Below are 11,708 nucleotides of genomic sequence, written 5' to 3'. Positions count from 1 at the left end.
CGGCGATCTTCGCCTGCTCCGGCGTGACGACGTCCATGATCACGCCGCCCTTGAGCTGCTCGGCCATACCGCGCTTCACGCGGGCGGTGCCGGTCTCGGGAGCCTGGTTCTCGATGGTGGACACGGGTGACCTCACTGAAGTGAAAGAGACTTTCTGCAGCCTTGAGGAAACGCGAGTGGACCAGGCCACAGCAAGGGCCAATGACAAGCCGGTGGATCCTTTTGGTCCGCCGGGGACTCAGGCGGTCCTCTCGATCAGGGCCGCGGGCGGCTCGTCGTCCATCTCGAAGGCCAGTGGGAACGGGGCGTGCCCGGCCAGCCGGAACCAGCGCACCTTGCGGTGCTCACGGAGCCTGCGGGCCGCCCCTACGGCGTCGTTGTGGAAGCGGCGGGCCATCGGGACCCGGCGCACGGCCTCGGCCAGCTCACGGGCCGCTTCCTCGCCTCCTGGGGCCTCTCGTACGGCCTCCACCTGCCGCGGGTCCTCGAAGACGGCGCGCAGGGCCTGGCTCAGTTCGCTCTCCGCGACCTCCCGCTGCTCCTCCTCGGCCTGCCGGGCGGCGTGCGCGGCCTCGTAGAGCAGGATCGAGGCGGCGGGGTCGAGCACGCCCGAGGTCGCCAGTTCCTGGGTCACGGAGGCCCGCCGCAGCAGCTGTGCGTCCAGCGCGGCCCGGGCGGCGTCCATCCGGACGTGCAGCCGGTCCAGCCGCCCGGCCGTCCAGCTCAGGTACAGGCCGACGGCGACGAGCGCGACGAGGATCCAGATCAGGGTTGCGGTCACGGGCGAAGGCTATCGGGGGCCCCGGACCCGGCGGCATCCCCGTACGGGATCGGTCCCAGGCCAGGTCGAAGCGGCCCATGTGGGCACTGCCCCACCCCCGCAGCCCGCCGCGCACGGCTCGGTCCCACACCGGCCCGAACCGGGCTCGCGGTCCTCCCTGCCCGGCCCGCAGCCCGTCCCGCCCCAGCCCCGAACGGCGGCCGCAGCCCGCCCATGCCCGGGCCAGTCCCGCGCCAGGAACCGCGCCCTCAGCCGTCCCGCCCGGATCAGTCCCGGGCCAGGCCGAAACGGGCCCGCAGGCCCGACCGCTCGTCCGTGGCCACGGCCGCCGTGCCCGTGGTGACCGTCTCATACACCGACAGGATGTCCGCCCCGACCGTCGACCAGTCGAAACGACGCACGTGGGCACTGCCCCGGTCTCGCAGTTCGCCCCGGCGGGCCGGGTCCTCCAGCAGGCGTACGGCCGCCTCGGCCAGGGCGTCCGCGTCCTCGTTGGCGAAGACCTCGCCGGCCGCGCCCTGGTCGAGGACCTGGACGAAGGCGTCGAGGTCGGAGGCGAGGACGGGGGCGCCCGCCGACATCGCCTCGACCAGGATGATGCCGAAGCTCTCCCCGCCGGTGTTGGGCGCGATGTACAGGTCGACGCTGCGCAGGAAGCGCGCCTTGTCCTCGTCGCTGATCATGCCGAGGAACTCGACACGGGAGCGCAGCTCCTCCGGCAGGTCCTCGACGGCCGCCTCCTCGTCGCCGCGCCCCGCGACCAGCAGGCGCGCCCGCGGGCGCGCCGCGAGGATCTTCGGCAGGGCCTTCATCAGGACCGGCAGGCCCTTGCGGGGCTCGTCGATACGGCCGATGAAGCCGAGCGTCTCGCCCTGCCACTCCGCTTTGGGCTCGGCCTCGGCGAAGAAGTCGACGTCGACGCCGTTGGGGATGACCACCGCGTCGCCGCCCAGGTGCTCGACCAGCGTGCGCCGGGCGTACTCGCTGACCGCGATCCGTGCGCTGATCTTCTCCAGCGCGGCCTGCAGGATCGCGTACGCGGCGATCATCGCGCGCGAGCGGGGGTTGGAGGTGTGGAAGGTGGCCACGATCGGCCCCGACGCCGCCCAGCAGGTCAGCAGGCCCAGCGAGGGTGAGGTCGGCTCGTGGATGTGGACCACGTCGAACTCGCCCTCGTGCAGCCAGCGCCGCACCCGCGCGGCCGACAGGAAGCCGAAGTTCAGACGGGCCACCGAGCCGTTGTACGGCACCGGCACCGCACGCCCGGCCGAGACGACGTACGGGGGCAGCGGGGTGTCGTCGTCGGCGGGGGCGAGGACGGACACCTCGTGGCCGCCGCGGATGAAGTACTCGGCGAGGTCGCGGATGTGGAACTGGACGCCACCGGGCACGTCCCAGGAGTACGGGCAGACGATCCCGATTCTCACGAGGGTCCCTTCGCGGGGTCGAGGTCGGCGAGCCACAAGCGCTGGAGCATGTGCCAGTCCTCCGGATGGTCGGCGATCCCGGTGGCGAAGGCGTCGGCCAGCGCCTGTGTCATGACAGACGTCTTCTCGGCACGGGTGCCTGACTCGGGGATCTCGACCGGGGGATGCACCCGGCCCTTCAAGACGGGCGAGTCGTCGTACCAGAGCGTGACCGGCAGCAGCAGGGCGCCCGTCTGCTGGGCGAGCAGGGCCGGCCCCGCCGGCATCCGGGCCTTCTCGCCGAAGAAGTCGACCTCGACGCCCGAGGCGGACAGGTCGCGGTCGGCGACCAGGCAGACCAGGCCGCCGTCGCGCAGCCGCCGGGCCAGGGTGCCGAAGGCGGAGCCGCCGCTGTGCGGCAGGACCTCCATGCCGAGGCCCTCGCGGTAGGCGACGAAGCGGTCGTACAGCGTCTCGGGCTTGAGGCGCTCGGCGACCGTGGTGAACGGCGTCTCCAGTCCGGTGGTGACCCAGGCGCCGGCCAGGTCCCAGTTGGCCAGGTGCGGCAGCGCGAGGATCACACCACGCGGGGAGGCGATCCCGTCGGTGAGGTGGTGCACGTCCTTGCACTCGAAGCCCGTCTTCACGCGCTCGGCGCTCCAGGCGGGCAGCCGGAAGGACTCCATCCAGTAGCGCAGGTACGAACGCATGCCCGCGCGCGAGAGTTCGGCCAGGCGCTCGGGGCTCGCGCCCGGCACCACGCGCGCGTAGTTGGCCTCCAGCCGCCGCACGCCCTTGCCGCGCCGCTTCCAGGCGAGGTCCGCGATGCTCCGGCCGAGGCGGACCGCGACGGGTTCGGGAAGCTTCTTGACGGTGCTCCAGCCGAGCCCGTACAGCGCGTCGGTGAGCCGGTCCGCGGTGCTCACTTCGCCGCCTCACTCCCCTGGGACGTGTCCTGCCGCGCCGCCTCTTCCGCCTCCGCGGACTCGCGGCGGACGGTGACGACCCGCTGGATCAGCGTGACGAGGCTGCCCACGGCCACGATCCACAGGGCGATCGGCAGCAGCCACTGAATGCCCGGCACGCCGAACTTGTGCAGCCCCGCGAAACCGGCGGCGACCAGCGAGATCACCAGCCGCTCGGCGCGTTCGACGAGCCCGTTGACGGCCACCGGCAGCCCGATCGACTCGCCGCGCGCCTTGGTGTACGACACCACCTGGCCGCTGGCCAGGCAGAAGATCGAGACGGCGCACAGGGCGTTGTCGTCGCCGTTGCCCGCGTACCACAGCGCGAAGCCGCCGAAGATCGCGCCGTCGGCGACCCGGTCGAGCGTGGAGTCCAGGAAGGCGCCCCAGCGGCTGGAGCGGCCCAGCTGGCGGGCCATGTTGCCGTCGACCAGGTCGGAGAAGACGAACAGCGTGATCACGACCGTGCCCCAGAAGAACTCGCCCCGGGGGTAGAAGACCAGCGCGCCCGCGACCACACCGGCCGTGCCGATGAGCGTCACCGTGTCGGGGCTGACGCCCCGGCGGATGAGAAACGCGGCGAACGGCGTGAGGACACGCGTGAAGAATGCACGCGCGTACTTGTTCAGCATGGCCTTCCCGACGGTCGGTGTCGCCGCGGCCCTGGTGGCCACCGGCTGGCCCATCGTAGTCACGCGCACGCGTGCGTGACGGGCGGGCACCCGCGGCCCGTGCCGCGTGCCGGTTCACACCCGCACGCACGGGGTGCGCGTGGCGCGATCGGCGTGCCGCCGCGCCCTCCGGCGTCCTTCGTATGGACGCAGCGTGACGGGAGTGGAAAGCTCGAAGGACCGCGGGCGTCGCCGGAGCCGCCAGTGCACGCGGGTCCCGCGTGTCCGCGCCCACAGTGACCTCACCGTGCACGGGAGGCAGGATCATGGGCGACAAGGCACAGACACACCACCCCGGAGCCGCCGGCAGGGCTCTGACGGCCGACCAACCCGCGTCCGTACGGAATGTGGTGCTGGTCGGCCACTCCGGATCGGGCAAGACGACTCTGGTGGAGGCCCTCGCGCTGACCGCGGGGGCAGTGAACCGGGCGGGCCGCGTGGAGGACGGCGGCACCGTCTCGGACTACGACGACATCGAGCACCGGCAGCAACGCTCGGTGCAGCTCTCCCTGGTGCCGGTCGAATGGGACGGCATCAAGATCAACGTCCTGGACACACCCGGCTACGCCGACTTCGTCGGGGAGCTGAGGGCCGGTCTGCGCGCGGCGGACGCGGCCCTCTTCGTCGTCTCGGCCTCGGACGGGGTGGACGGCTCGACCCGCATGGTCTGGGAGGAGTGCCAGGCCGTCGGCATGCCCCGCGCGATCGTGATCACGCACCTGGAGGCCGCCCGCGCGGACTTCGAGGAGATGACCCGGGTGTGCGCGGAGGCCTTCGGCGCGGACGACCCCGACGCCGTGCTGCCGCTGTACCTGCCGCTGCGCGGCCCGGAGGGCCACGACGGGCACGCGCCCGTGACCGGTCTCGTCGGGCTGCTGTCGCAGAAGCTGTTCGACTACTCGACCGGGGAGCGCAAGGAGTCCGAGCCCGGCGAGGACCAGCTGCCGGACATCGAGGAGGCCCGCAACCGTCTCATCGAGGGGATCATCGCCGAGAGCGAGGACGAGACCCTCATGGACCGCTATCTGGGCGGCGAGCAGGTCGACGTCAAGACGCTGATCGGCGACCTGGAGAGGGCCGTGGCGCGCGGCACGTTCTTCCCCGTCCTCGCGGCCGCCCCCGCCACCGACGGCGGCCGGCAGGGCCTCGGCACGGTCGAGCTGCTGGAGCTGGTCACCGGCGGGTTCCCGACCCCGTTCGAGCACCCCATGCCCGGGGTCACCACGATCGACGGCAAGCCGCGCGAGCTGAAGGCCTGCGACACGAACGGTCCGCTGGTCGCCGAGGTCGTCAAGACCTCGTCCGACCCGTACGTCGGCCGTATCTCGCTGGCCCGCGTCTTCTCCGGCACCCTGCGCCCCGACGACACGGTGCACGTCTCCGGGCACGGGCTGGCCGACCGCGGGCACGAGGACCACGACGTCGACGAGAAGATCGGTGCCCTGTCCATGCCGTTCGGCAAGCAGCAGCGGCCGGTGACGCAGGCCGTCGCCGGTGACCTGGTGTGTGTGGCCAAGCTCGGCCGCGCGGAGACCGGGGACACGCTCTCGGCCAAGGACGACCCGCTGCTCATGGAGCCCTGGCAGATGCCCGACCCGCTGCTGCCGCTCGCCATCCAGGCGCACAGCAAGGCGGACGAGGACAAGCTCTCGCAGGGGCTGTCCCGGCTGGTCGCCGAGGATCCGACGATGCGCCTGGAGCAGAACCAGGACACCCACCAGGTGGTCCTGTGGTGTCTGGGCGAGGCGCACGCCGACGTCGCCCTGGAGCGGCTGCGCAACCGGTACGGCGTCCAGGTCGACGTCGTACCGCACAAGGTCTCGCTGCGGGAGACGTTCGCGACCAAGGCCGCCGGGCGCGGCCGACACGTCAAGCAGTCCGGCGGCCACGGGCAGTACGCCATCTGCGAGATCGAGGTGGAGCCGCTGCCGGGCGGCTCGGGCATCGAGTTCGTGGACAAGGTGGTCGGCGGCGCCGTGCCGCGCCAGTTCATCCCGTCCGTGGAGAAGGGCGTACGGGCGCAGGCCGCCAAGGGAGTGGCGGCCGGCTATCCGCTCGTGGACGTGCGCGTCACGCTGCTGGACGGCAAGGCGCACTCGGTGGACTCCTCCGACGCCGCCTTCCAGACGGCGGGTGCGCTGGCGCTGCGCGAGGCCGCGGCCGATACCCGGATCCATCTGCTGGAGCCGGTGGCCGAGGTGACGGTGCTGGTACCCGACGACTACGTGGGCCCGGTCATGAGCGACCTGTCGAGCCGGCGCGGCCGGGTGCTCGGCACCGAACAGGTGGGCTCCGGACGGACCCTGGTCCGTGCGGAGGTGCCCGAGTTCGAGATCGGCCGGTACGCGATCGACCTGCGTTCCCTGTCGCACGGCACCGCCCGCTTCGACCGCGGGTACGCGCGGCACGAGCCGATGCCGCCGCAGATCGCCGAGCGGATCCGCGAACAGGCGGGCGAGTCGTCGTAGTCCGGGTGGCGAGATCCACGGGGTTCACCACCGTTGAACTCCGCGCGCCGGCGGGCGGCTTCGGCCGTCCGCCGACGCGGTGTCAGTGGCTGCGGATACGCTGATCACCTGATCACGACGTGCCGAACTCGTGCGGTAGTGGTGTGGTATCGGCACGACGGCCCGGGCAACAGGTGTGCGGGGCAGGGAAGTCGGGAAGGCCGCAGGAGCGACACCGGCGGCGATGGGGGCGGGAATGTCGGTTGGAACGGAGTGGGACGGACCGCAGGTGCCCGTGTCGGGTGACGAGGGCCAGGCGGCCACCTTCGCGCTGGCCTCGGCGGCCTACCGGGACAACGTGATCGAGGACATCAAGAAGACCGACAACGAGTGGCACCAGTCCACCGTCAAGGCCGGCCGTATCACCCTGCTCAGGCCCAACCTCGGCGAGGCCTTCTCCAGGGCCGTCGTCGACCGCATGCTCACTCCCGGGCGCAAGCCGCTCATCCAGTCCTTCGGCGCCGAGCCGCAGGTCGTCGTGGAGCACTGTCTGGCAGCGAACAACATCCGCCGCGAGCGTGACAATCGGCTGTCCGCCGTCACGGTGCTGTGCGGTCTGATCTTCCTTCCGGGACTCATCGGCTGGCTGCTCGTCTTCCAGCTGCGCACACTCGTCGCCAAACGCGACGACAAGCGGGCCGGAGCGCTCGCCACCGCCCTGCTCACCGGAGTCGGCGTGCTCGCGGCGCTCTTCCTGCTGAAGATGCCGTTCAGCGGGTTCTGGGCCTGGTACGCGCGCGGGGCCGTCGTCGTCCCGGTGCTCGGCTGGTTCTGGGCCAAGCAGATCTGCGAGCGCACCGCCAAGGACCTGCGGGCGCGCTGGGACGGTCTGCTGTCGGGCAGCAGTGTCGGCGCCAAGGTCCCCGAGGCCGTGCCGCGCAGCCCCGGCGAGACCGCGGCCGAGCAGCTGCGCCAGTCGCTGGCCCGGCTGAGCGCCGAGCAGCAGTCGAACTCGGTCTTCTACGCCGGCCCCAAGGGCATACTCGGCATGGGCACCCGCTGGGGTGCCTGGCAGCTCGCCGAGGACCTGCTGCCCGCGGACCCGACCCGGGAGATCCATCCCTTCCGCAGCTGGGACGTCATACGCGCGATCCACGACCAGCTGCGCATGCTGGAGCGCGGCCCGCTGAACACCGGCGGCTTCCCGAAGCCGTCCATACGGCACTGGATCGTCACGCCCATCGGGGAGAAGGCGACGGCGGTGTCCCGGCCGGAGGGCACGGACGTCGAGGCGTTCCAGGTCAGGCAGCACGCGATCCAGGACATCTGCAACAAGCAGCAGTTCGGCAGCGGCGACCGGCACTACCTGGGCGTGCAGTGGACCCTGTGGGACGGCCAGCTCGTGCTCACCATGCTGATCACGGTCACCGTGCTGCACGAGACGCTGCGCATCGAGGTCACCGGACATGCCCTGGGGCCGGTGAACCCCCTGTTCACCGCCAAGCCGGAGGCGCCGGTCAAGGAGGTCTCCAAGTCCCTCAAGCCGTGGGAGACGCGGACGGTCAAGCTGCCGCTGATCACCACCGACGAGGTGGTACGGCTCTCCGCGCGCGCCCCGCTGGCCTGGTACCCGCCGCTGCTCAAGTGGCTCGGCGGCTCGCTCACCCTGCCCGAGCCGTTCGGCCTGCGGCACGCCTGGGCCGACCAGCCGTGGCGGCACCGCTTCATGGCCGACGACGCGCTGCGCGCGGCCACGCCGGTGCTGCGGGTGGTGCACTCGGCCGCGCTCCGGGTCCTCGAGGAGAACGGCGTGGACGTCGAGAAGTTCGGCAACCGCTCGTCCGTCCTCAGCGGCCTGGTCCAGGACCCGACCCCGAGGAAGGCGGACCTGTACGACGCGTGAGCCTCCGGCGGTTCGGCCGGTGCGGGTCGATGGAGGTGATGGCTCTGGGGGCTGCCCCCCAGACCCCCGCTTCGGCACCGAACGGGCCTCGTCCTCAAACGCCGGCCGGGCTGAAGATGCCGCCCGGCCCGAAAAGGGACGACCCGTGTCCTCACACCGCCGGCCAGGCCTCCGCCAGCATCTTGCGGGTGTCCGCCAGCAGCTGCGGGAGCACCTTCGTGTGGCCGACGACCGGCATGAAGTTCGTGTCGCCGCCCCAGCGCGGGACGACGTGCTGGTGCAGGTGCGCCGCGATGCCGGCGCCGGCCACCGTGCCCTGGTTCATGCCGATGTTGAAGCCGTGCGCGCCGGAGGCGGTGCGCAGGGCGGTCATCGCCTGCTTGGTCAGCTCTGCCAGCTCGGCGGTCTCCGGCCCGGTGAGGTCGGTGTAGTCGGCCACGTGCCGGTACGGCACGGTCATCAGGTGGCCGCCGTTGTACGGGTACAGGTTGAGGACGGCGTAGACGTGCTCGCCTCGGCGGACGATCAGACCGTCCTCGTCGGACTTGGCCGGGATCGAGCAGAAGGGGCAGCCGTCCTCGGCCCCCGGACCGGTCGGCTTGTTCTCGCCCTGGATGTAGGCCATCCGGTGGGGCGTCCACAGGCGCTGGAACGCGTCCTGCGTCCCCACTCCGATCTGCTGCTCCGGCTCACTCGTCATGCAAGGCAGCATATGGCTTCGCCCGTTCGCGGCGTGTCGCCGGGGCGGCAGGACGACGGTCAGCGGCCAAGCTTGGCCGGTGGACGACGACAGCCCCGCGGCTCGCTGGGAGCAGCGCACCGAGATCCCGCTCTTCGTGGCGTCTCTGGTCTTCATGGCCGCCTATGCCACGCGCGTCCTGGCCGTGAGCCTGTCCCCGGCCTGGCGGGACCTGTGCGGGTTCGCGATGCTCGCCCTCTGGGTGGTGTTCGCCGTGGACTACGTGGTGCGCTGGCGGCTCGGCGATCAGCGTTTCCTGCGCTTCGTCACCACGCACGTCCTGCACACGGTGGTGGTCATCCTCCCCCTGCTGCGCCCGCTGCGGATCGTTCCGCTCTACGACGTCGTCCAGCGCCGGCAGGGAGAGCCCCGGCTCTCCCTGCACGCACGTGTGATCGCCTACGCCGGCCTGTCCACCCTGCTGCTCGGCTTCTCCGGTGCCCTCGCGGTCTACCAGCAGGAGCGCGGGGCGCCCGGCGCCACCATGCAGACGTTCGGGGACGCCGTGTGGTGGGCGGCGTCGACCCTCAGCACGGTCGGCTACGGCGACGTCGTCCCGGTGACCAGGGCCGGCCGGACGATTGCGATCGGGATGATGGCCTGCGGGCTGGCTCTCCTCGGCGCGGTGACGGGTTCGTTCTCGTCCTGGCTGATGCAGACCTTCACCCGCGAGGGCGACGAAAGGCCCCCGGGGAAGTGATCCCCGGGGGCCTTCAAGGCGGTGCGGATCAGACCTGCGTCCGCTCCTCCACGACCTTGGCGATCTTCGCGATGGCCTCGTCGAACGGGATGCCGTTCTCCTGCGAGCCGTCGCGGTAGCGGAAGGACACCGAGCCGTTCGACATGTCCTCGTCGCCCGCGATGACCATGAAGGGCACCTTCTGCTTCTGGGCGTTGCGGATCTTCTTCTGCATGCGGTCCGAGGAGGAGTCCACCTCGACCCGCAGGCCCTGCTTCTTCGCGGCCGCGGCGAACTTCTCCAGGTACTCGACGTGCGCGTCGCCGATCGGGATGCCGATCGCCTGGACCGGGGCGAGCCACGCCGGGAACGCGCCCGCGTAGTGCTCCAGGAGCACCGCGAAGAAGCGCTCGATGGAGCCGAACAGGGCACGGTGGATCATGACCGGGCGCTGCTTGGAGCCGTCGGGGCCGGTGTACTCCAGGTCGAAGCGCTCCGGCAGGTTGAAGTCGAGCTGGATGGTCGACATCTGCCAGGTGCGGCCGATCGCGTCCTTGGTCTGGACGGAGATCTTCGGGCCGTAGAAGGCGGCGCCGCCCGGGTCCGGGACCAGGGGCAGGCCCTGCTTCTCGGCGACCTGGCGGAGCGTCTCCGTGGCCTCCTCCCAGACCTCGTCGGAGCCGACGAACTTCTCCGGGTCCTTGGTGGACAGCTCCAGGTAGAAGTCGGTCAGGCCGTAGTCGCGCAGCAGGCCGAGGACGAAGGTGAGCGTCTTGTCCAGCTCCTCGGACATCTGCTCACGGGTGCAGTAGATGTGCGCGTCGTCCTGTGTGAAGCCGCGGGCGCGGGTCAGGCCGTGCACGACGCCCGACTTCTCGTACCGGTACACGGTCCCGAACTCGAACAGGCGCAGCGGCAGTTCGCGGTAGGAGCGGCCGCGCGCGTCGAAGATCAGGTTGTGCATCGGGCAGTTCATGGGCTTGAGGTAGTAGTCCACGCCCTCGTCGAGCTGCATGGGCGGGTACATGCCCTCGGCGTACCAGTCCAGGTGCCCGGACGTCTCGAAGAGCTTCCCCTTCGTCGCGTGCGGGGTGTAGACGAACTCGTAGCCCTCCTCCTCGTGGCGGCGCCGCGAGTAGTCCTCCATCACCCGGCGGACGATGCCGCCCTTGGGGTGGAAGACGGCCAGGCCGGAGCCGATCTGCTCCGGGATGGAGAACAGGTCGAGCTCGTTGCCGAGCTTGCGGTGGTCGCGCTTCTCGGCCTCGGCGAGGAAGTCGAGGTACGCCTTCAGCTCGTCCTTGGACGGCCAGGCGGTGCCGTAGATGCGCTGGAGCATCGGGTTCTTCTCGCTGCCGCGCCAGTAGGCGGCCGCGTTGCGCATCAGCTTGAACGCCGGGATGAGGCGGGTGGTGGGCAGGTGCGGACCGCGGCAGAGGTCCTTCCAGCACAGCTCGCCGGTCTTGGCGTCCAGGTTGTCGTAGATCGTCAGCTCGCCGGCGCCGACCTCGACGTCCGCGCCGTCGTCGTGGGACGCGGAGCCCTTGAGGCCGATCAGCTCCAGCTTGTACGGCTCGCCGGCCAGCTCCTCGCGGGCCGCCTCGTCGGTCACCGCGCGGCGGGAGAACCTCTGTCCCCGCTTCTGGATCTCCTGCATCTTCTTCTCGACGGCCTTGAGATCCTCGGGCGTGAACGGCTTCTCGACGTCGAAGTCGTAGTAGAAGCCGTCCTTGACGGGCGGGCCGATGCCCAGCTTGGCCTCGGGGAACAGTTCCTGCACGGCCTGCGCCATGACGTGCGCGGTCGAGTGGCGCAGGATGTTCAGACCGTCCTCGGACGAGATCTCGACGCCCTCGACCTCGTCACCGTCGGACAGCTCGTACGCGAGGTCCTTCAGCTCGCCGCCCACGCGCGCGGCGATGATCGAGCGCTCGCCCGCGAAGAGGTCGGCGGCCGTAGTGCCCGTCGTCACCACGCGTTCTTCCCGCTCGGAATCGCGCTGGATGATCACACGGACGTCTGACACCGGTCTCTCCTGACTGAAGGTGGGGTGCGGCGCCATACCAGGAGCGCGCGCACAGGCGATCGTACCGACCCGACGGCACCGACCGCGAAAC

The 11,708-nt window shown here is 71.1% G+C and carries 9 protein-coding genes and 1 pseudogene; 3 read left to right on the top strand and 7 right to left on the bottom strand.

Translation table 11 applies throughout. The features are described 5' to 3' along the window. From AC07CM_RS14695 to pgsA, 5 genes and pseudogenes are all read right to left on the bottom strand, one after another. Positions 1–136 (bottom strand): annotated as a pseudogene (locus AC07CM_RS14695) (pyridoxal 5'-phosphate synthase lyase subunit PdxS); the annotation flags it as partial. Between the two features lie 102 nt (positions 137–238). Then, positions 239–781: a LemA family protein gene (locus tag AC07CM_RS14690; protein WP_478876734.1), complete on the bottom strand. Its 543-nt coding sequence runs from the start codon at positions 779–781 to the stop codon at positions 239–241. A gap of 266 nt (positions 782–1,047) precedes the next feature. Continuing rightward, the gene (locus AC07CM_RS14685; RefSeq protein WP_478876733.1) at positions 1,048–2,208 is read right to left on the bottom strand and encodes a glycosyltransferase family 4 protein; all 1,161 of its coding nucleotides are present in this window, start codon (positions 2,206–2,208) and stop codon (positions 1,048–1,050) included. Next, positions 2,205–3,113, bottom strand: coding sequence for a phosphatidylinositol mannoside acyltransferase (locus tag AC07CM_RS14680; RefSeq protein ID WP_478876732.1), 909 nt, complete (start codon positions 3,111–3,113; stop codon positions 2,205–2,207). Before AC07CM_RS14680 ends, AC07CM_RS14685 begins: the two co-directional genes overlap by 4 nt. After that, the gene (gene pgsA / locus AC07CM_RS14675) at positions 3,110–3,838 is read right to left on the bottom strand and encodes a phosphatidylinositol phosphate synthase (RefSeq protein ID WP_478876743.1); all 729 of its coding nucleotides are present in this window, start codon (positions 3,836–3,838) and stop codon (positions 3,110–3,112) included. Before pgsA ends, AC07CM_RS14680 begins: the two co-directional genes overlap by 4 nt. A 251-nt stretch (positions 3,839–4,089) precedes the next feature. On the opposite strand from pgsA, the gene AC07CM_RS14670 reads away from it, so the two are divergent. Together AC07CM_RS14670 and AC07CM_RS14665 are read left to right on the top strand one after the other, a co-directional pair. Next, positions 4,090–6,291 carry an elongation factor G-like protein EF-G2 gene (locus AC07CM_RS14670; protein ID WP_478876731.1) on the top strand — a complete coding sequence of 734 codons (2,202 nt, stop codon included), beginning with the start codon at positions 4,090–4,092 and terminating at the stop codon, positions 6,289–6,291. Between the two features lie 235 nt (positions 6,292–6,526). Next, positions 6,527–8,173: a hypothetical protein gene (locus tag AC07CM_RS14665; RefSeq protein ID WP_478876730.1), complete on the top strand. Its 1,647-nt coding sequence runs from the start codon at positions 6,527–6,529 to the stop codon at positions 8,171–8,173. Positions 8,174–8,324: 151 nt separating this feature from the next. Here AC07CM_RS14665 and AC07CM_RS14660 read toward each other — a convergent pair whose 3' ends face one another. Continuing rightward, a complete protein-coding gene (locus AC07CM_RS14660; protein ID WP_478876729.1) occupies positions 8,325–8,885 on the bottom strand; it encodes an HIT family protein in 561 nt (186 codons plus the stop codon). 67 nt (positions 8,886–8,952) lie between these two features. On the opposite strand from AC07CM_RS14660, the gene AC07CM_RS14655 reads away from it, so the two are divergent. Next, positions 8,953–9,612, top strand: a complete 660-nt coding sequence (locus AC07CM_RS14655) for a potassium channel family protein (protein ID WP_478876728.1) — start codon at positions 8,953–8,955, stop codon at positions 9,610–9,612. A 28-nt stretch (positions 9,613–9,640) separates the two neighbouring features. Here AC07CM_RS14655 and thrS read toward each other — a convergent pair whose 3' ends face one another. Further along, positions 9,641–11,617, bottom strand: coding sequence for a threonine--tRNA ligase (gene thrS, locus AC07CM_RS14650; protein ID WP_478876727.1), 1,977 nt, complete (start codon positions 11,615–11,617; stop codon positions 9,641–9,643). Positions 11,618–11,708 lie beyond the last annotated feature (91 nt).

This window comes from Streptomyces sp. NPDC044061, from assembly GCF_056434305.1.
The sequence above is the reverse complement of the archived record's forward strand: the minus strand, read 5'-3'. Positions and strand labels throughout refer to the sequence as shown.

Excerpts from the sequence above, each read along its gene's own strand:
- AC07CM_RS14670 (WP_478876731.1), top strand. The coding sequence starts at position 4,090 with ATGGGCGACAAGGCACAGACACACCACCCCGGAGCCGCCGGCAGGGCT.
- AC07CM_RS14665 (WP_478876730.1), top strand. The coding sequence starts at position 6,527 with ATGTCGGTTGGAACGGAGTGGGACGGACCGCAGGTGCCCGTGTCGGGT.
- pgsA (WP_478876743.1), bottom strand. The coding sequence starts at position 3,838 with ATGGGCCAGCCGGTGGCCACCAGGGCCGCGGCGACACCGACCGTCGGG.
- AC07CM_RS14660 (WP_478876729.1), bottom strand. The coding sequence starts at position 8,885 with ATGCTGCCTTGCATGACGAGTGAGCCGGAGCAGCAGATCGGAGTGGGG.